General features: G+C 40.3%; 17 protein-coding genes, 7 tRNA genes and 1 rRNA gene. 21 read left to right on the forward strand and 4 right to left on the reverse strand.

What is annotated here, in order from left to right; translation table 11 throughout:
- Window positions 1-233: 233 nt before the first annotated feature.
- From ltrA to CD001_RS04100, 5 genes are all read left to right on the forward strand, one after another.
- Complete coding sequence (gene ltrA, locus CD001_RS04080; protein ID WP_096186307.1) at window positions 234-1,340, forward strand: group II intron reverse transcriptase/maturase; 1,107 nt, start codon at window positions 234-236, stop codon at window positions 1,338-1,340.
- Window positions 1,341-1,544: 204 nt separating this feature from the next.
- Window positions 1,545-2,972, forward strand: a complete 1,428-nt coding sequence (locus CD001_RS04085) for an LVIVD repeat-containing protein (protein ID WP_096186308.1) — start codon at window positions 1,545-1,547, stop codon at window positions 2,970-2,972.
- 427 nt (window positions 2,973-3,399) lie between these two features.
- Window positions 3,400-3,837, forward strand: a complete 438-nt coding sequence (locus tag CD001_RS04090) for a DUF2521 family protein (RefSeq protein WP_096186309.1) — start codon at window positions 3,400-3,402, stop codon at window positions 3,835-3,837.
- Between the two features lie 67 nt (window positions 3,838-3,904).
- A complete protein-coding gene (cwlD, locus tag CD001_RS04095) occupies window positions 3,905-4,621 on the forward strand; it encodes an N-acetylmuramoyl-L-alanine amidase CwlD (protein WP_096186310.1) in 717 nt (238 codons plus the stop codon).
- A 182-nt stretch (window positions 4,622-4,803) separates the two neighbouring features.
- Entirely contained in the window at window positions 4,804-5,853 is a 1,050-nt protein-coding gene (locus CD001_RS04100) for an Mrp/NBP35 family ATP-binding protein (RefSeq protein WP_096186311.1), read from the forward strand.
- A 110-nt stretch (window positions 5,854-5,963) separates the two neighbouring features.
- On the opposite strand, the gene gerD is transcribed toward CD001_RS04100, so the two are convergent.
- Window positions 5,964-6,572, reverse strand: a complete 609-nt coding sequence (gene gerD, locus CD001_RS04105; RefSeq protein ID WP_257009698.1) for a spore germination lipoprotein GerD — start codon at window positions 6,570-6,572, stop codon at window positions 5,964-5,966.
- A 255-nt stretch (window positions 6,573-6,827) separates the two neighbouring features.
- Here gerD and CD001_RS04110 point away from each other — a divergent pair, with 255 nt between their 5' ends.
- Complete coding sequence (locus tag CD001_RS04110; RefSeq protein ID WP_096186312.1) at window positions 6,828-7,445, forward strand: KinB-signaling pathway activation protein; 618 nt, start codon at window positions 6,828-6,830, stop codon at window positions 7,443-7,445.
- 111 nt (window positions 7,446-7,556) lie between these two features.
- Here the strand turns inward: CD001_RS04110 and pdaB are convergent, their stop codons facing one another.
- Complete coding sequence (gene pdaB / locus CD001_RS04115; protein ID WP_096186313.1) at window positions 7,557-8,318, reverse strand: polysaccharide deacetylase family sporulation protein PdaB; 762 nt, start codon at window positions 8,316-8,318, stop codon at window positions 7,557-7,559.
- 183 nt (window positions 8,319-8,501) lie between these two features.
- Between pdaB and CD001_RS04120 the strand changes: the two genes are divergently transcribed.
- The 9 genes from CD001_RS04120 (at window position 8,502) to CD001_RS04160 (ending at window position 10,145) form a co-directional block, all read left to right on the forward strand.
- Entirely contained in the window at window positions 8,502-8,750 is a 249-nt protein-coding gene (locus tag CD001_RS04120) for a hypothetical protein (protein WP_096190482.1), read from the forward strand.
- 156 nt (window positions 8,751-8,906) lie between these two features.
- Window positions 8,907-9,023: ribosomal RNA gene (rrf, locus tag CD001_RS04125) — 5S ribosomal RNA — on the forward strand.
- Window positions 9,024-9,034: 11 nt separating this feature from the next.
- Window positions 9,035-9,110, forward strand: a tRNA-Asn gene (locus CD001_RS04130).
- A 2-nt stretch (window positions 9,111-9,112) separates the two neighbouring features.
- Window positions 9,113-9,188, forward strand: a tRNA-Thr gene (locus CD001_RS04135).
- Window positions 9,189-9,194: 6 nt separating this feature from the next.
- Window positions 9,195-9,269, forward strand: a tRNA-Glu gene (locus CD001_RS04140).
- Between the two features lie 325 nt (window positions 9,270-9,594).
- Window positions 9,595-9,670: transfer RNA gene (locus tag CD001_RS04145), tRNA-Val, on the forward strand.
- Window positions 9,671-9,675: 5 nt separating this feature from the next.
- Window positions 9,676-9,751 (forward strand) — tRNA-Thr (locus tag CD001_RS04150).
- 16 nt (window positions 9,752-9,767) lie between these two features.
- Window positions 9,768-9,842, forward strand: a tRNA-Gln gene (locus tag CD001_RS04155).
- Between the two features lie 227 nt (window positions 9,843-10,069).
- Window positions 10,070-10,145, forward strand: a tRNA-Lys gene (locus CD001_RS04160).
- A 215-nt stretch (window positions 10,146-10,360) separates the two neighbouring features.
- Here CD001_RS04160 and CD001_RS04165 read toward each other — a convergent pair.
- Window positions 10,361-10,549, reverse strand: a complete 189-nt coding sequence (locus CD001_RS04165; RefSeq protein ID WP_096186314.1) for an aspartyl-phosphate phosphatase Spo0E family protein — start codon at window positions 10,547-10,549, stop codon at window positions 10,361-10,363.
- A gap of 190 nt (window positions 10,550-10,739) precedes the next feature.
- On the opposite strand from CD001_RS04165, the gene sigW reads away from it, so the two are divergent.
- The 6 genes from sigW (at window position 10,740) to glmS (ending at window position 18,489) form a co-directional block, all read left to right on the forward strand.
- The gene (gene sigW, locus CD001_RS04170; protein WP_096186315.1) at window positions 10,740-11,303 is read left to right on the forward strand and encodes an RNA polymerase sigma factor SigW; all 564 of its coding nucleotides are present in this window, start codon (window positions 10,740-10,742) and stop codon (window positions 11,301-11,303) included.
- A 24-nt stretch (window positions 11,304-11,327) separates the two neighbouring features.
- Window positions 11,328-11,975: an anti-sigma factor family protein gene (locus tag CD001_RS04175; protein ID WP_096186316.1), complete on the forward strand. Its 648-nt coding sequence runs from the start codon at window positions 11,328-11,330 to the stop codon at window positions 11,973-11,975.
- A gap of 338 nt (window positions 11,976-12,313) precedes the next feature.
- Window positions 12,314-13,132 carry a diadenylate cyclase CdaA gene (gene cdaA / locus CD001_RS04180; protein WP_096186317.1) on the forward strand — a complete coding sequence of 273 codons (819 nt, stop codon included), beginning with the start codon at window positions 12,314-12,316 and terminating at the stop codon, window positions 13,130-13,132.
- On the forward strand, window positions 13,125-14,429 hold the full coding sequence (locus CD001_RS04185; protein ID WP_096186318.1) for a CdaR family protein: 1,305 nt from the start codon (window positions 13,125-13,127) through the stop codon (window positions 14,427-14,429). Before cdaA ends, CD001_RS04185 begins: the two co-directional genes overlap by 8 nt.
- Window positions 14,430-14,744: 315 nt before the next feature.
- Entirely contained in the window at window positions 14,745-16,109 is a 1,365-nt protein-coding gene (gene glmM, locus CD001_RS04190; RefSeq protein ID WP_096186319.1) for a phosphoglucosamine mutase, read from the forward strand.
- A 577-nt stretch (window positions 16,110-16,686) separates the two neighbouring features.
- On the forward strand, window positions 16,687-18,489 hold the full coding sequence (gene glmS, locus CD001_RS04195) for a glutamine--fructose-6-phosphate transaminase (isomerizing) (RefSeq protein WP_096186320.1): 1,803 nt from the start codon (window positions 16,687-16,689) through the stop codon (window positions 18,487-18,489).
- 1,550 nt (window positions 18,490-20,039) lie between these two features.
- On the opposite strand, the gene CD001_RS04200 is transcribed toward glmS, so the two are convergent.
- Complete coding sequence (locus CD001_RS04200) at window positions 20,040-20,366, reverse strand: YnfA family protein (protein ID WP_096186321.1); 327 nt, start codon at window positions 20,364-20,366, stop codon at window positions 20,040-20,042.
- Between the last annotated feature and the right edge of the window lie 217 nt (window positions 20,367-20,583).

Here is a 20,583-nt window from a genome sequence, read left to right on the forward strand (position 1 = left end):
CGTGACCCATAGAAGAACAATGTGAGTAGGCTTACTTATGACTGCGGAAGTAGACAGAAGCTGGACAAGAGCCAAGGGGGCTGATGCCAGGGTGGAACAGAAGGGTACACCGTCTACCGCCAAATGAGATGCACAAGTTATTGCCGTGAGCTATCAACCTTGTAGAATCACATTTATATGGGGAAGCAGAAACAAAGGAAGAAGCGAAAGCAATGGCGTAAGGGGAATAACAGATGAAAAGACGTGTATGGTACAGTTTGTATGACAAAGTGTACAAGAAAGCGAATCTAGTAAGTGCCTTCTATCAAGTGAAGAAGAATAAAGGTGCACCAGGGGTTGATAAGGTAACAATTGAAGGCTATGAAGCAAAGCTGGAGGACAATCTAGAAGTGCTCCAACAGAAGCTAAAAGATAAACAATATCGACCCAAACCTGTTCGACGAAAGATGATCGACAAAGATAATGGCAAGAAACAACGTCCACTAGGGATACCAACGGTGGAAGATCGCATCGTACAAGCTTCTCTTCGAAATGTATTGGAACCGATCTTCGAAGAAGAATTCCTTCCGTGTAGCTATGGTTTTCGGCCCGGAATAAGTGCTCATATGGCTTTAGACAAAGTCACTGAACACTTGAATGCAGGATACCATTATGTCATCGATGCCGACTTACAATCCTACTTTGACACGATCCCACATGATAAACTGGAACATCAAATAAGGAAACGAGTGACAGATGGGTCTATAATCAAACTCATTCACCGTTTTCTCAGAGCAGGTGTCATGGTAGGAGATCGATACGAAGATACCCCTGAGGGAGCTCCGCAGGGTGGCGTGCTAAGTCCATTACTTTCGAACATCTACTTACATCAGCTTGATCAACTGATGACTGAGCGAGGTCACCGAATCGTCCGTTTTGCGGATGATTTTATCATTCTTTGTAAAAGTTCAAAAGGCGCAGAAAGAGTTATGCGAAGTGTCTCAAGATTTCTTGAGGAAGAGCTAAGTCTAACTGTGAATCAAGAAAAGACTAAAGTTGTCAACGCCAACAAAGAGCCATTTACATTCTTAGGCTATGAATTCATCGGAGATATTCGAAGAATAGACCCTAAGAAAGAGGCGACATTCAAGGAACGAGTGAAAGAAATGACTCGTCGAAACCAAACAGTTGATATTCAACTACTTATCCAAGACAAATTAAATCCATACATTCGAGGTTGGGCAAATTATTTTCGTTATGGAAATGTGAAGAACAAATTCAAAGTATGGGATAGCTGGATAAGAAGACGGTTACGAATGGTACAACTAAGAAGCTGGAGACATATAAAGAACCTTTTATAGGTTCAATGGCTTAATTTTATTATATTTTAATGAGTATTCAGAAATATTCGTTAATTATCGACATATAAATAAAGGATATTATGACCTACGCATGATGAAAAGACGGATATCCTCGAAAGAACAAGAAAACTTCGTGTAGCTAAATAAATGCTTGTTCACTATACTTTTATCTGAAAAATAAATTAGGGAGTAGGAGGCGGTTGGATGAAAAAGAGAACGAAGTTGTTTGTGAATTCAGTTTTAGCTGGAGCACTCGTCTTTACAGCGATTCCCACAATTGGACAAGCCCATGATGCATTTGAAGGTACGAATAAAGGGGAACATCCTCCTTTTGACCATGATGCATTAGAAATGCTTGCTGATCCTGAAGAAGATGGAAATAAAAATGTGAAAAATTTGAGTGAGGTAGCTGCTGTTCAGATTGAAGAAATTGACGGTGTGCAAAACAATACAGCAGATGTTTATTCACATAAAGGATTTGCATATTTAGGAACACATACAGCAAACGGGGCAAATGGTGGTGTCCGCGTTTTTGATTTACAAGATCCAGAAAATCCGGTTGAAGTCGCTCGATTTGCTCATGATATACCTCATACTTGGCAAGAAAAGGTTATCGTAAAGAGAGTAAATACTCAGGAATTTAGTGGGGATTTAGCTGTCGTAAGTTTACAGCAAACTTCACGAAATCATCCAGATCGTCCAGATAGTATTGGTGGGGCTGTATTATATGATGTATCAAACCCATATGAACCAGAACGTCTCGGTTTTTATGAATTAGATCGTGCGATTACAGGAACGCATGAGCTATATTTAACAACTCAAGGGAATCGAGCACTTATGCTTCTTTCAAATCCATATGCAGACTATTATACGAATGGGGAAGAACGAGACTTTCAAATAATAGATGTAAGTGATCCAGCGAATCCGGAAAAGTTGTGGGAGTTCGATCCACGTGACCTTCCAGATGTAGCCGATGATTTCAACGGTTATCATTGGGATTCTCCAGACGGACATACAAGACCAGTGTTTAACCATAGTGTCATTACTGATAACAACGGTCATTATGCGTATGTATCGATGTGGGATCTCGGTACAGTCATATTTGATATTAGAGATCCAGAAAACCCAGAGTACCTCGGTCGAACGGAATTTGCGGATTACCAAAAAGGAGCAGCACACTCTGCAGCTTTAGCAAGAGGAGGTAACATATTAATTGAGACACGAGAAGTGGCAAACCCGCATGGCGAAGGCTATGAAGATGCCTATGGTTATACACGAATATTTGATATTAAAGATAAGACAAACCCAGTTTTATTAAGTGAATTTACGACTGATTTAACATATGATTTTATTGGAAGTACATTTGCTAACACGGTCCATGACCCGAAAGTTCATGGTAATACATTGTACTTGTCTTATTATTCTGGGGGAGTGCTATCAGTTGATATTACTGACCCAAGCAACCCAGAGGAAATAGGCAGATACACACCTGATCAAACTAACGTATGGGGAGTATTTGTTGACCGTAACTACGTGCTCGCATCTGATATGGGACAAGGCCTGAAAGTATTATTAAAAAACAACAATGGCAACCAGTCTAACGGTAATGGTGTCAAACGGTTGAATAACTAACAATGAATGGCGTCCTGTGAAAACAGGACGTTTTTTTGGACTATCAAGACTTATAAAATTTATGGATGATAATATAACCGCAACAAAAGGTTTCTCTAAATGCTCGATTATTCACAAAAATAAATCGTCCAATGGAGCCTTATTAATTCGAAATCCGAATAAATGTTCACAAAATTGTCGGGGACCTGGTCCCCGACAATTTGTGGTAAGGGGTTGACGCTTTTACATTTCTTTGTTGCTTTGGTGTGAAGGTTTATTTGTATCATAACCGTTTTTTTTGATGATTATTTCAGTTAACTTTTGGAAGGTGTGCCATGGGTGTTTCCTCTTTGTTTGGGAAGTATTTGCCCTTATGAATTTTCAGAGAGAATAGAAACTAAAAATGTCAGGGAAGACATCTTAGAGATAAAAGTTGAGGCGAATAATCATGAATGTCATTACATCTTTAGGTGAGAAGAGAAGGAAAAAGCAATGGAAATTTGAGCGTAGCATTCTTCGCTCATTGTCGATTCAAACGATGAAGACAGATGTATTTGAAACATTTTTCTCTCATCAATTTGGCGAATCAGTCGGGAAGATGTATCTAACTGATTTTTGCCTGGATATTGGAATAGACGCCTATTTATTAGGCTCTGAATTTAGCCGTTTCGGTTATTATGGGGATCCTCCTGAAAAAGTAAAACTTCGTTGTCAGGATGAATTACGTGCATACAGTGAACAATGTGCAAGTCAGTTTATGGCATGGTTTACTCTTGATGATAAAGAAACAGCTATCATAAGAGAGAAAAGCACAGCTTTTTTAGACAGATGGTGGATCCAAGGATTTAAAGAAGGAGAAAAACGCCATCGATTGAGGCTTCATTAAAATTTTTCAATCATAAAATACAACTCGTCCCATATATATTTAGAAGGAGACAAGGAGGGACGAGGAGATGAAGAAAGCATGGAAGTATGCCATTGGACTAGTATGTCTCGGAATACTCATTATTTTTATTCAACAGCAGTTTTCAAGTAATGAAATGACAGGGTGGAATTTGCCGCTATCAGGCAAAGTCATTGTCGTTGACCCAGGCCATGGGGGAATTGATGGGGGAGCCTCCTCACGTGTAGGTCAGTTAGAAAAAGACGTCACCTTGCAAATCAGTTTAATATTACGTGATTATTTACAGGAAGCTGGTGCATTAGTGATTATGACGCGCGAGACAGATCGCGATTTAGCTTCTGATGGTACGAAGAAAATCCGTTCCAGAAAAGTGGAGGATTTACGAAAACGTGTAGACATTATTAATGAATCAGATGCAGATTCCTACGTAAGCATTCATTTAAATGCCATTCCATCTGCGAGGTGGCGCGGGGCACAGTCTTTTTATAATCGAGCCATTGAAGGAAATGAAGAGCTTGCAAAACAAATTCAAAGTGAAATTCGCAGGAATTTAGAAAATACAACACGAGAGGCAAAACCGATTAACAGTGTTTATTTAGTAAAGGAAGCACGGATTCCAGGAGCGTTGGTCGAAGTCGGATTCTTATCAAACCCGAATGAAGCTGAGCTGTTATCAACGAAGGATTACCAGAATAAAGTGGCTGCTTCTATCTATGAAGGGTTTCTACGTTATTACAATGAGGATCCGCTGCCAGCAGAAGGTTAATGCAGTCTCTTCGCTTATTGAAAAAAAACGCACCAGGTCTCAATAAGATCTGGTGTGGTTTATAAAAAAAGGAAATTCTATATGTGTGATGCATAGCACGATAAAGGTGGAGGAGATATGTTATACTTAGGTTGTAAACGTATTCGACTACATATTTAACATAATTAAGGGCAGGTGTTACGATGTTAACTGAACAACAAGTGCTCAATGCATTGAAGGATGTTCAAGAGCCTGATTTGAAAAAAAGCCTCGTTGAGTTGAACGCGGTTAAAGAACTTAAAATTAAAGAGAATATGGTTAGTTTAAAGTTGGCAATTGCCCAACCAGGAACGGCAGAACAAATGCACTTACAGCAAGAAGTCGTCACAGCGGTAAAAGGTGCGGGAGCCGAATCTGTCGGCCTCCGTTTTGAAAAAATGTCTGATGAAGAAATTGAAAAACACGGTGGCACAGGCGGGGATGAAGAAGGATCATCTCTTCTTGACCGAACTGATCGTACAACGTTCATCGCTATTACGAGTGGTAAAGGCGGTGTCGGGAAATCTACGGTTTCCGTTAACTTGGCAGTTTCTCTTGCCCGCAAAGGGAAAAAGGTAGGGATTATTGATGCCGATATATACGGGTTCAGTGTTCCTGATATGATGGGAATTGAAGAACGTCCAAAAGTTGTTGGACAGAAAATTTATCCAGTTAATCGATTTGATGTTCAAGTCATTTCAATGGGCTTTTTCGTAGAAGACAATTCACCAATTATTTGGCGCGGCCCAATGCTCGGGAAAATGCTCAATAACTTCTTCAATGAAGTTGAATGGGAAGATTTAGATTACTTAATTCTCGACTTGCCGCCAGGAACTGGAGATGTGGCGTTAGATATTCACTCAATGTTGCCGCAGTCAAAAGAAATTATCGTCACAACGCCTCATGCGACAGCAGCATTTGTTGCTGCGAGAGCAGGTGCGATGGCACTAAAAACAGAGCATGAAATTCTCGGTATTGTTGAGAACATGGCTTATTTTGAAAGTAAGCTTACAGGGGAAAAAGAGTATGTCTTCGGAAAAGGCGGCGGTAAAAAGCTTGCTGAAGAACTAAAAAGCGAAGTATTAGCTCATATTCCTTTAGGTCAGCCTGAAATTGATGAAGAAAATTTCGCTCCTTCCGTTTATGATGAAGATCATCCGATTGGAAAAACATATATGGAAATTGCAGATAAAGTTATTTCAAAAACGAAATAAGAATATATTAAAGCCGGCCGTTTTGGCCGGCTTTTTCGTTCAACTGTTTCTCGTATAACTTCTGGAGTTGATTTGGGATTTCGAACATCATAAAGGCGAAGGTCCACACATTACTGTTGACCTCCACCTCCCTGATCCTCTTGTTGTTGTTCGTCTTGTTTTTTCATTTGCTCCTCGGCTACTTTTGCTAAAATTTCATTCACTTTTGCGACAAATAATGGGCTTTCTAATGCTTCGGTCATGACGTTCATAACTTGCTGCCGGTATTCTTTACTTTGCATAAGTTCCAAATATTTTTCTTCCATTTCTGGATCTTTCATGACATTGATCATCATTCCCTGATACTCTGGGTCTTTCATTAAATTCTTGATCATTTTTTCATTTTCTTGCTGAATACTTTCGGCAAATGCTTTTGAGAACTCAGGGTCTTGCATCACTCTCTGCCAGTACTCCTTACCTGCATCGGAAGTGAGTGTTGTTTGGATTGTCTCTTTTACATAATCTTCCTCCATGACGAGCTCTCGGCGCACTTCTTCATCTTGGAGTACTTCTTTAATTGCTTGTTTTCCTTCATCCGTCTTTAACATATCAACCATCATATTCTTCGTGCTTTCATAATCTGGCTGTTTAGGTTCTTCCGCTTGTGCGGCACAGCTCGTAAGAAAGATGATCGTTAATAATAATATAAAAAATGTAGATGCTCTATTGTTACGCTTCACAAGTCGAAGCCCCTTTCAGTCTTTATTCCATTAATAAGATTTTAACGGCTTCACAGTCAACACGATAATCTGGCTCAAAACAATGGAGCAAAGGCAGACTGTTATAGTAATCCAAGGCTTGTTTATAGGATGCTTTAGTCGGAATGGATTTATTCATTTTTGAACACCTTGTGTCCGTTATAATTAAAAGTGGCGAAGCGAAAAGAAATTTTGATACAATAGTGGGTGGACTGAAGTTATACAGGAGGAAGTATTGTGAATTCACGAAAAGTCGTCTTTTTATTTTATACAACGTTCTTAATCGGAACGACTGCTGGTTTCTTAATGGGATTTATGCTTGATTGGAATACACATATTAATGACTTGGCAAATATGCAGTTTGGCGGGATCCTCATGATCGGAATTACGGCAGCGATATGGACTGTCATTGCACAAATGGGATTCTTTGCATATTTAACGATCCACCGATTCGGTTTAGGAATATTTAAGTCCCAAAAGCTCTGGACAAGGGTTCAGGTGATCATCATTGCTTTTGCACTATTTGATTTAATGTTCTTCCGTCACATGGCATTTGCTGAGCCTGGTGAATCGATGGTGGCGTTTGCTGTCTTACCTGCGTTACTTTTAATTTATGCAATGATTGTCGCATATTTCAAAAGTAAAGATACGAATTATACAGCATTCGTGCCAACGGTCTTCTTTCTCGTTGTCGTTACATCGATTGAGTGGTTCCCTGCTTTAAGAGAAAATGATTTTACATTTTTACTCAATGCCATCGTGCCGCTACTAGTTGCAAACACATGGCAAGTGCTCGTCCTTCATCGTTTGCACGAACCAACGAAAGCAAAAGCAGAAGCTCAATCTTCCAAATAAGAGAAGGTCGAGCTTTTTTTCAAAACCCCAGAAGATACCAGGTGCCAGGCACCTGGTATCTTCTGGGGTTTATCATATGAAAGGGTCTTAGGGAGGAGCCTTTGACCGCTTTTATTTAATTTCTTCAGATGTAATTTCTGAGCCTGACAGTAGATCCGAAATTGTGACAAAATCATGTTCTTTATCTTTTAATACATCAATTATTTCAGGCAGTGCTTCGTTTGTTTGCTTTGCCGAATCGGATGCGTGTAACAGAATAATATCACCATTCGTAAGGTTTGATGTGACTGTCTCGACAATCGTATCAACACCAGGATTTAACCAATCTTTAGTATCAATACTCCAATGAATGATATTGTGATCTAAATTTTCTGCAACATCTAAAACTCGTTGATCGAACGTACCGTTTGGGGGTCTTAAATATTTCGGTGTATCTCCTGTAATTTCACGCACAACCCGATTGGCTGTTTGAATATCCTTTCGAATTTGGTCATTTTCCCACCGGGTATAATGCTCATGTTTATAACCATGAATACCAATTTCGTGACCATCTTCAGCTATTCGTTCAACGACTTCAGGATGCCTCTCCGCCCATGCACCTGATATGAAAAACGTTGCCCCCGAAATGTCGTGCTCTTTTAATGTATCTAATATTGGAACTGCTCGTTCCTCTCCCCAACTAATATTAAACGTAAGAGCTGTCTTTTTTTCCTCAGTTTCCACCTTGTATATTGCTACAGCTTTTTCACCAGTTGAAAAAACAGGGATTTGCGTCCTTTCGACATAGAAAATCCCTGCGGTAAAAAACGCAGCAATTGCAATAATCATATATTTCTTTAACGTCTTGGCGTTCCACACCCAAATGAAGTTCATACCTTTTCCCCCTTGTCCATTCTTTAATTCATTTGTATTCCTTGGACAGGCAATTATGAATAAAATCCGATAAAAACGAAAATAATTTTTCTATAGTTTCTTAATCCTCTTTTTGGAAAAAGTTTTTTGAGAGATCAAAATAAAAAGCAGGTCTGGAAGCTCACAGTAGTCGGAGGTGTCGATATGTTAGGTCTAATGTTAAATGGAAAAGAATCACAGGAAATCGAGTATTTATTAAAACGAGAGCTTGAGGAATTATTATTAGATTTAACCGATTCAAGAATAGATGGGATCGTAAAAAGAGCGATGGAAGAGAGGTATCAAATTATTTTTCAGCTGTATAAACGCTTTACAACCCCAAAAGAATATTTAAAATATGTTAGGCAAAAACAATTTTCTGGTAAAAATATAAAAAGCCAAAATGATACGTGACGAACGTACCGATAAGCACTGATAGTAAAGGATTTTTGCTTGAGAAAAAAAGTTATTATTTTTTATGAAAAAGGACTTGCAATTAATAAAAAAAAATAGTAATATATCAAATGTCTCAAATAAAGCTTCTCCGAATGAGTCGGGGAGCAACATATGTCTGGTGGCGATAGCGGAGAGGTCACACCCGTTCCCATGCCGAACACGGAAGTTAAGCTCTCCAGCGCCGATGGTAGTTGGGGGATCTCCCCCTGTGAGAGTAGGACGTTGCCAGGCATTGAAAATATTCCACAGTAGCTCAGTTGGTAGAGCAATCGGCTGTTAACCGATCGGTCGCAGGTTCGAGTCCTGCCTGTGGAGCCATTGCTTCCTTAGCTCAGTTGGTAGAGCGCATCCATGGTAAGGATGAGGTCAGCGGTTCAAGCCCGCTAGGAAGCTCCATAATGCGGCCCGTTGGTCAAGTGGTTAAGACACCGCCCTTTCACGGCGGTAACAGGGGTTCGAATCCCCTACGGGTCACCATTCTTATTTTTTTTGCCTTCATTTCGTATGAAATCCTTATTGTTGGACAAGCATTGAAATGAACAGTTACGTTAAGAGTGAGTGGAGCTGACAGTGTGTTCCGGTGGCAACATGTTTGTGACGAAGTGGAGTGTTTTTAAGTACGTGAGGATGCGAGAGAGCGCATCTGACGAAGAGATTCGCCGCCAATATTAGAAAGAATTGGTTTGAAAGAAGCAAGAAGGTCGAGGAAGAAAGAGAAAGAGCACCGGATCGTATGTTGATACGTGAGAATGCGAGAGAGCGTATCTGACGAAGAGATTCGCCGCTTATTTCAAAACAATAAGGAGGATTAGCTCAGTTGGGAGAGCACTTGCCTTACAAGCAAGGGGTCGGTGGTTCGAGCCCGCCATCCTCCACCATAAATGCTGGCCTAGCTCAATTGGTAGAGCAACTGACTTGTAATCAGTAGGTTGGGGGTTCAAGTCCTCTGGCTAGCACCAGTAACTTTTATACTAAAGGGCTATAGCCAAGCGGTAAGGCATCGGATTTTGATTCCGTGATTCGCAGGTTCGAATCCTGCTAGCCCTGCCATTTTACTTTGTCTTTTATGTGTTGTTTCGGTACCGAAGCGTAATGAATAACATCATTGAAAAAGCTACGAGCCATTAGCTCAGTGACGAGCGTGTACATCACGAATCAGCTTCGAGTTGTCTCGACGGATACGCTCCAGAGAAATACTTGCAGAGGAAGAGACAGGAAAGACAACGAAGCGTGACATCGTCCGTAAGCTACATGAAAGTGCATCGTGGAAAAGCTACGAGCCATTAGCTCAGTTGGTAGAGCATCTGACTTTTAATCAGAGGGTCGAAGGTTCGAGTCCTTCATGGCTCACCATTTTAAATGTAAAGATTTAAAGTGTAGAAACACTTGGGTTAATGTGCCCGAGTTTTTTTGTTTTATCGTCATATTACTTTTGCGATGGAACTTTATATAATGTGTATATATGCCATAACACTATTGATTGTATTATAATGAACATTGAGCAAATGTTTGTGCCTGCTTCAAAAATAGAAAAACCAAATAAATTTGGTTTTTCCGTCATTACTTAGCTACTGAGCTTTATTGAATTGTTTCGCATTGATATACTGGTATTGGATTAGTAGTGTGTCTAAATACGTGCTCATTTCTACGACCTCTTTGGAGGTTCTCTCTTTTTCTGTGGATAAATGATGCATTTTATTTCTAGCATACTCAATTTCCTTTAAAAGGTCTTTTTCACTAAAAATAACTTTATCCATAAGCTCTCTCCTTTGTAGATGAGGCTTTAAATTATTTTTTATATACCCAATGTAGTAAAATGTAAAACATGGATTTTTGTTGGAAAATCCATTTATTTTTTTTCTAGTAATGATAAAATAAGATTGTTTGAAACCTTTTAAAGGTTGTTTTCGTAAATGGAGATAACCGCGAGAGAGCGGAGGTTATACAATGGATGTAGTCGTCAAAAAAATAGTTATGGAAGTGAAAAAGGGGAATCAGCAAGCGTTCGAAGAGCTTGTTGAGCTTTATAAGGATAAAGTGTATCAAGTTGCGTACCGCATGCTTGGGAATACACATGAAGCACAGGATATTGCTCAAGAAGCTTTTTTGCGAGCATATACAAACATCGATTCCTATGATATTAACCGTAAGTTCTCAACTTGGATTTTTCGGATTGCAACGAATTTGGCGATTGACCGAATACGTAAGAAAAAACCAGACTTCCACTTGGAGGATCAAGTGGCAGGAACAGAGGACCTTACCTATTATTCACAAATAGCAACAGATGAAGATTTACCTGAAGATCAAGTGGTCCAATTAGAAATGCAGGAGTGGATCCAGCACGAGGTCATGATGCTGCCGCCGAAATACAGATCAGCTATCATCTTAAAATATATGCAGGACCTTTCTTTAAAAGAAATTAGTGAAATTTTGAATCTTCCCGTCGCGACTGTGAAAACACGTATCCACCGTGGTAGAGAAGCTTTAAGGAAGAGATTGCGTGACTCATAAGTCGACAGGAAAGGAGCTATGGTGATGGCTTGCAAAAAAGAAAAACAAGAACAAATCCATAAATATTTAGATGAAGAGATGACATTGCTTGAAAAAAAGCAATTTGAAAGTCATATCGTCAAGTGTAAAGAATGCGAAAAATCTTTGCGGGAATTACGTAAAACAGTTGCAATTATTCAAAGTGCCTCTCATATTGAAGCACCTACAGGTTTTACTGCAAACGTCATGAATCAGCTGCCAAAACAATCAAAATCTGACAAGTGGAAAACATGGATGAGAAGACATCCGATCGTTTTGACTGCCGCTGTGTTTTTCCTTGTATTTGTCGTCAGTATTTCTTCGATTTGGAATGACGGTCCAAAAGAGATCAGTGTTCAAGGAGACGGACACTTTATCGTTGACGAGGATCGAGGGGTTGTCATCATTCCTGAAGGCGAAACGATTAATGGGAATTTAGTTGTTCGTAATGGTGATATCGAGATTAATGGCAGAGTGCAAGGAGATATTACGGTCATTAATGGCGAACGATATATGGCTTCAGCAGGGCAAGTTGCCGGAGATATACAAGAAATTAACCGCATGTTCGACTGGATGTGGTTCCAAACGAAGTCGTTTTTCTCAGAAGTCATCGGATTTGTGAACGGTGATGGTGACGAAGAGGAAGAGTCTTAAATTCAGGATCATGTATCATGTAACCACTCTAAAATGGAGTGGTTTTTTAAAGTGAAGAAAATAAAACAAGTTTAGGCGATACGACATAGCATAAGAAGGTTTGTGCGAAAATACTGTGCAAATAACCTATAAATTTAAAATGAAATGACATGTGGATTCCGACAAATTTCAACACTCTTCAACGAAGTAAATAATCAGGCTTCAAAACGCATACGAATAAGTCATGCAGACAAAATTTAGCAAATGTGTAGAAGTAATATGACAATAATTTATGATATAATGATAAAGTTACCACAATAGAGGGAAAAGGAAGTTAACACTATGTTGGAGGACATGCCATGCTTGAGGACATTTCCTTATTAAGAATACTTGTTGTAGTCGTTGATATATCGCTTGTAGCATATGTAATATATAAATTAATTATGGTGATTCGCGGGACTCGTGCAGTCCAGTTAGTAAAAGGGATCATCGTCATACTTGCCGTCTGGTTTTTGAGCGGCTACCTTGGTTTGAATACGATGCAATGGATTATGGGAAATGCAGTTGCGTACAGTTTCCTAGCAATCATTATCATCTTTCAACCTGAGCTTCGTCGTGCATTAGAGCAGCTTGGTCGTGGACGCTTCTTCTCGTCTGGTCAATCGGCAGAAGAAGAAGAAGTGAAGCAATCGATCGAATACATCGTTAAAGCAGCAAATTATATGGGGAAGAGAAGAATTGGTGCGCTGATTTCCATTGAACGTGAAACAGGAATGACAGATTACGTTGAAACGGGAATTCCGATGAACGCAAACTTGACGTCGGAACTCTTAACAAATATTTTTATCCCGAATGCTCCACTGCATGATGGAGCGGTTATTATTAAGCAAAACGAGATTGTTGCAGCGGGATGTTATTTGCCGCTGTCAGAAAATCCGTTTATATCAAAAGAACTTGGAACACGTCACCGTGCAGCCCTCGGGGTCAGTGAAGTGACAGATGCAATTACTCTCGCTGTTTCTGAGGAAACGGGTGGCATTTCGATGACAAAAAATGGAGAGCTACATCGAAATTTAGATGAAGAAGCTCTTCGGACATTACTTGAAAATGAACTATTGAAAAAAGAATCCAACAGTTCCTCTTCTCGTTGGCATTGGGGAGGGAAGAAGAATGGATAAGTGGTTTAGCAATCCTTGGGTCATAAAAGGTGTTTCTTTATTAATTGCGATCATGTTATTTTTGATGGTTAATATGGATAACAACAACATGAGAACTCAGCCAGGAGGGATACCTGGAATTACTGATGGTGAGAGAGTGTTAGAGGATGTTCCTTTAACGATCCTTTATGATGAGGAAAACTATGTATTAACGGACGCACCGGAAACTGTGCAAGTGACGTTACGAGGACCGCAAAATCTACTCGTTCTTTCCCAACTTTCGAGATCTACATATGAAGTATTTGTTGATTTGAGAGAGGATGGAGCAGGCGAGCATTATGAACGTATTCGCCACAGTGGTTTTCCGCAAGAGTTGCAAGTATCAATTGTTCCGATGGCGGTACCTGTAACATTACAAGAAAAACAAACCGTTTCCTATCCGGTCGAAGTTGATCTAATAAACGAAGATGAACTTCCAGAAGGATATTCAGTGGGGAGTCCATCTGTAGAACCATCAACGATTGAAGTAACGGCAGCTGAAGGGCTCATTCAACAAATTGATTCCGTTCGTACAACTGTCGATGTGTCCGATAGGGATGGACCGTTCCAAGAGTCAAGTTCAATAGTCGTTCTTGACCGAAATGGAAATGAGCTTCCAGTTGATACAGAACCTAGTGATGTCGAGATCTCTGTACCGATATCAAGTCCAGAAAAAGAAGTTTCCGTACGTGTTGAGGAAGAAGGTGAAGCTAATGAGGGTATTACCATTGACTCCATTACACCTATTCCTGAAACTGTCACTATTTTCGGTCCGCTTGATGTATTAGATGGCATCTCATACATCGATGGAATTACAGTTGATTTAAGTGAAATTACGGGTGATACGACACTCGAAGTGGACGTGCCTCTGCCAGATGACGTTGAACGCGTTGATCCAGAAACGATCACGATTGAAATTGAAACAACTGAAGAGGAAACGGTAGAGTTTTCTGATATGGAAATTGAAGTGATAGGGTTATCTGAGGACAAAAGCTATTCGTTTTTATCTCCTTCAGAAGGGTTAATTGATATTGTTTTAATGGGGAGTCCAAGTGAGTTAGACGGTATTGATCGGGACGATATAGACATATTTATTAATGCTGAGGATTTATCAGACGGTGAGCATGAAGTATCGCTTGAAATAAACGGTCCACGAAACATAACAGTGGAGTCAAATCAGTCAAATGTGAATTTCATTGTTTACGATGGTGACGATGAAAATGCACAAGCTTCTGATTCGGATGAGTCTGACGATGAAGAAAATGATGAAACGTCTTAAATAAGTGCTTTTCATATAGATAGTTGTTTTATTGATCATTCGAAAAAGTGTACGGCGGCAGCCCCAGCGGGAAAAGGAATAGTCGACATTCACCTAGGTGCACACAGTGGAGCACGCTGGAAGTATTGTCCACGGTAAAGAATGCAAACGAAGTGAAGCATGAGTAGGTGGCGTACTCGTGCCTTGGGGTGAAAGTGTCCGCCAGTAGCGGATTCGAACAATCATAAACCAAAAGCAACAATCTTTTATGAAAAGCCTATAAAGACATATTCCTGCCATTCGGATAAAGATAAAAACCTTAAGGAGAGATTCTAAATGGGAAAGTTTTTTGGAACAGATGGTGTGAGAGGGGTAGCGAATAAAGAGCTAACACCGGAACTAGCCTTTAAACTTGGGAGATTTGGTGGCTACGTATTAACGAAAGAAACAGATAAACAACCAAAAATATTAATTGGACGAGATACGAGAATTTCCGGCCATATGCTTGAAGGAGCTCTTGTGGCAGGGTTGTTATCCATCGGAGCAGAAGTAATGCGGATCGGTGTGATTTCTACACCAGGTGTTGCCTTTTTAACGAAAGCACTTAGTGCGGATGCGGGAGTGATGATCTCTGCATCCCATAACCCTGTAGAAGATAATGGTATTAAGTTTTTTGGCTCTGATGGATTTAAGCTGTTAGACAGTCAGGAAGCTGAGATTGAAAAACTTCTCGAGCAGGAAAACGAAATGGAAGATGACTTGCCGCGACCAGTAGGAGATCAAATCGGTCAAGTGAATGATTACTTTGAAGGTGGACAAAAGTATCTTCAGTTCCTAAAACAGACGGTCGGTGTCGATTTTTCCGGGTTAAAAGTTGCTGTTGACTGTGCACACGGAGCGGCTTCTCCGTTTGCAACCCATTTATTTGCTGATTTAGAAGCTGATCAAATTTCAACAATCGGAAGCAAGCCAAATGGTGTCAACATTAATGATGGAGTTGGTTCAACTCACCCAGACGGACTTGTTGAGCTTGTTAAAGAAAAAGGAGCTGATATTGGGCTCGCTTTTGATGGGGATGCAGATCGGTTAATCGCTGTCGATGAGAAAGGGACTATCGTTGACGGCGATCAAATTATGTATATTTGTGCGAAATACATGAAGGAACAAGGACGTTTAAGCGATAATACAATCGTTTCAACTGTCATGAGTAACCTCGGATTTTATAAAGCATTAGAAGAGATCGGTATTGATACGGAGCAAACAGCTGTTGGTGATCGGTACGTCATGGAAGCGATGCGTAACGGGAACTATAATCTTGGCGGTGAACAATCCGGTCATATCATTTTCCTAGACTATACGACGACAGGTGACGGTTTGTTATCTGCATTGCAGCTTTGTCAAATTGTCAAAGCGTCTGGAAAACCGTTATCTGAGTTAGCATCCGAAATGAAAAAGTATCCACAAAAGCTTGTGAATGTGCGTGTCGCTGACAAACATGCGTTACATAACAGTGATGTGATTACGGATGAAATTAATGCAGTAGAAGCGGAAATGCAAGGTGAAGGTCGTATCCTTGTACGCCCTTCAGGGACAGAGCCGCTCGTACGTGTAATGGCAGAGGCTCCATCTGAAGAGCTGTGCGATAAATACGTACAAAAAATTGTAGATGTCGTTAAGCGGGAATTAGGATCGTTAGAATAAGAGTCTATATGCATGGGTAGCACTTTCACGACTATCCGTGCATATTTTAATTAATGAGAGCGAAGTGAGGCGAAATAAGCGAACGCTTACGAAAGTTCACACCCACTCTTATATTTATACGGTATCAGCTTGTTAAAGGAGGTGACAAAGGGAAGGAAGACGATGTGCAGAGCGAAGAAAAATTTTGATTGACCATGTTCTTTGCTGTGTAGTATGATGTATCTGATTCAAAAGAAGAGAGGAGGATCGTACAACTATATTTTTCCAAAAGCGCCTGAACTATTCAATGACCGGAAAAAGTTGAATAGTTGACGAGGAGGAGGTTTATCGAAGTTTTTCGGCGGATGCCTCCCGGTTGCCCATCACAACCGAAAAGCGATGCCCTAAAACAGAAAGGCGACTTTCTGAACAAAGGGGATCGTATTGATGCAATGACGAGAGAGTGTTCAACTGTGCCGTCACTTAGGAGACGGATAGTTGATCATGATTTGAACAAAAATAAATGCTAATTGACCAATAAAGAGTGGGGCAAGAATGCCCCAGGCATTTCTTGTCCCATCGAGGGAGGAAATGTTTTATGTGTGGAATTGTCGGATATGTTGGAACAGAGGATGCGAAAGAAATATTGTTACAAGGGCTTGAAAAGCTAGAATATAGAGGCTATGATTCTGCAGGGGTTGCGATTGCAAATGACAATGGTATCCATGTATATAAAGAAAAGGGCCGTATTGCGACTCTTCGTGAAGCTGTGGACGGAAATGAAAAGGGCTTCATCGGAATCGGCCATACACGCTGGGCGACACATGGTGCACCGAGCCAAATAAATGCTCACCCTCATCAAAGTGAGACGGAACGTTATACGCTCGTACACAACGGAGTCATTGAGAACTACAGTCAGTTACACAAAGAATACCTTCAGGATGTCGAGTTAACAAGTGAAACAGATACCGAAATCATCGTTCAGTTAATTGAACGTTTTGCAAACGAAGGCAAAACGACAGAAGAAGCCTTCCGTGAAACGTTACGTCTATTAAAGGGATCTTATGCGACGGCTCTGTTGGATAAAGAAGACTTTGATACGATCTATGTCGGAAAAAATAAAAGTCCGTTACTTGTCGGATTAAGTGACGGCGTCAATGTTGTGGCAAGTGATGCGATGGCAATGCTCCAAGTAACAAATGAATTCGTTGAATTGATGGACGAAGAAATTGTTGTCGTAACAAGAGAAAGTGCGACAATTAAAGCGTTGGACGGTACGGTTCTATCCCGTGAACCGTATACAGCAGAACTTGATGCAAGTGATATTGAAAAAGGGACGTATCCTCATTTCATGCTTAAGGAAATTGATGAACAACCGTTTGCGATTCGGAACATCATTTCAAAATACCAGGATGAAAACGACAATATTAAACTCGACGAAAATATTCGTCAGGCGATGAACGACTCCGATCGCATTTATATTATTGCTGCAGGAACGAGCTATCATGCTGGACTCGTTGGAAAACAGATGATCGAGAAAATCGCCAAAAAACCAGTTGAGACGCATATTGCAAGTGAATTCTTATACAACATGCCGTTAGTAAGTGAAAAACCACTCTTTATTTTTATTTCCCAAAGTGGAGAAACTGCAGACTCGCGCGGGGTACTCGTCAATGTTAAGAAAATGGGCTACCGTACGTTAACGATTACGAACGTACCAGGCTCAACATTATCTCGTGAAGCAGATTACACATTGCACACATTTGCTGGACCTGAAATCGCGGTCGCTTCAACGAAAGCCTATACGGCACAAATGGCCGTTTTAGCGATTCTTGCTGTAGATACAGCAAAGGCTGCAGGGATTGAAATGGATTTTAATCCGCTTCAAGAACTGGCGATCGTCGCAAATGCGATGGAAATTTTAACAGATCAAAAAGAAACACTTGAGGCGATTGCTCGCGAATACTTGAGTGTTACACGCAGCTGCTTCTTCATTGGGCGAGCAGCCGACTACTTCGTTTGTTTAGAAGGTGCATTGAAGCTAAAAGAGATCTCCTACATTCAAGCTGAAGGCTTTGCAGGTGGAGAACTGAAGCACGGAACGATTGCGTTAATTGAAGAAGGGACACCTGTTGTCGGGATTGCGACACAAGAGCACGTCAACTTAAGCATTCGTGGAAATATGAAAGAAGTCGTTGCCCGCGGCGCTTCTCCATGCATGATCAGCATGGAGGGCTTTGAAGAGGAAGACGATGCACTCGTCATTCCGCGAGTACACGAATACTTGACACCGCTTGTCAGTGTCATTCCATTGCAACTGATCTCTTACTATGCAGCCCTCCACCGTGGCTGCGACGTCGATAAGCCGCGCAACCTAGCGAAATCAGTCACGGTAGAATAGAAAAAGATAGATTTTTACTCTAATTGATAAAACAAAATAAAGTTTGCCGAATGAGAAAAAAGTCTGCCTAAGAAGAAAAAAGTTTGCACAAAGCCCCGTGAGTATATCCAGTATATGGATGTATTAACGGGGCTTTTTAATGTGGAATTGTTGCCGTATAGGTGTCCTGTAGGGATTGAGGGTCCCCTTACGGGGAGAGTAATCCTTGAATAAGTATGGTAAAAGGGATGTCCGTATGTCTCTCTAAAGATATACAGACCCGAAAGCAATTCAATGAACAAGTGCCCACACCCTGTATCGTGTAAAAAGCGCTACAAGTGGTTTCCCCCAAGAAAATAAATATATATAAATAATTAGTAATTGGTCATGTAAGAGGAATCCATCAGATACCGGGGGTTTTGGTTTGTGCAGAGTATGGGATACTACTGTATGACAGCCATGTGCTATACGGGTATATAGTAAGGAAATGGGATGTATAGGTGAACCGTAAGGTGTCCTATTGTCTCCTCTATAACTTCTGTTTATAAAGTGTCAGTCTCACTTATCCCCCACTTACAATCTGAAAATGATTTTTCAAAAAAGGGGAAGTGAGAACCAGTCTATGTATGAGTCTGATAAATAGACTATCGAATCGGGAACGTATCTACGATACCTCTTCTCATTTTTTATTTGGAGAAGGTTTGAGAATTACTTTTCACAAACAAAGGAGAAAAATCATGGATAAGGATGCATGTTGTTTATGGTATTCCTTTTAAAAAGTCTTCTTTATATGTGGGTGTCAAACCAAACTGAAGTTTGAAGTATGGGAAAAAATCTGTTTATAAAGAAAAAAGTTTATACAGAGCCCCTGAGTGTATCCCTAGTATGTATATAATCACAGGGCTTTTTTTATATAAAACTGTGGTCGTAACGAGGTTACCAGAGAGGATCAGGCTTACCCTTTTCGGGGTGGATAATCCCTGCATAAGTACAGCACAAGGGACGTTCCCCTCTCACTGAAGAGTATTGGAACCAACTCAATCAAGGGAAGCCCACGTCCAGAAGTGTATAACATGCTTCGGATAGAAGCACTCGCCCATAAAAAAATAAATAAATATATAAATAAATGATTAGGCATAGGTCGCGTGGTAAGTAGGTGAATTGTGGTGGTACAAGGGAAACCGTAAGGTATACTAATGGATTATCTGTATCTGCAAGTTTACAACTCTCTTATACATTAAATAACTGTACAAGGCAGGGGAAGAGGGAGCCAACTATGTATGAGTCTGATGTATTAGTCTAACGAATCGGGGATGTATCTACGATACCTCTTCTCGGTTCTATTTTATTTGATAAAGGTGAAAATAAACAGAAAAGCCTGTCTCCTAAATACATAACTCTACTTATTAAAACTTAGTTCCATTTTAGAAAAATGAAAAAGAGCAAGAGGGAAAAGGGATTTAGGAGGATAGTGGACATCGCAAGACCTTCTTTCAAACTCACACCTACACGGTTCGGGATACAACCTTCGTTAGTTGATTTACCCTTCAATGTATTCTTGTCTTTTTACTTTATTGGCGAGGTGCAAATAACATTACTGAAACACCCACTAAACATATACCAGCACCTATCCAATCGTATAAATCAGGTGTTCTTTTATCAATACCCCATCCCCACAATACAGAAAGAACAATAAATACTCCTCCATAGGCAGCATATACTCTACCGAATGATGGAAATGTTTGAAATGTGGCAATAACACCATATAACGCCAAGGCTATTCCTCCGAAAGCCCCCCAATAAAATGGCTTACCTTCTCTTAACCATAGCCAAATAAGATAACCTCCACCAATCTCTGCAAATCCAGCAAATATAAACAATACAATTGTGTAAATCATTTAATGCCCACCCTTGATAACTAATTAACATGGTAATATACCGTATTCCAAGGGTAGTAAAGCACTGCATTACCATAGAACAACCAGAAGGCAAGAAATCGGTTATGGTACAGGTGGCACCGCAAGGTGCTCTCATGAGGTTTAGGACACTCTCTTTGTTTGGTAATCTCTACTCTATGGTTAAGCAAACTTTTTTCTTATCTGTTTTAATTATTGA

Source organism: Evansella halocellulosilytica, from assembly GCF_002335745.1.
GTDB classification, from domain to species: Bacteria; Bacillota; Bacilli; order Bacillales; family Salisediminibacteriaceae; genus Bacillus_CA; species Bacillus_CA halocellulosilytica.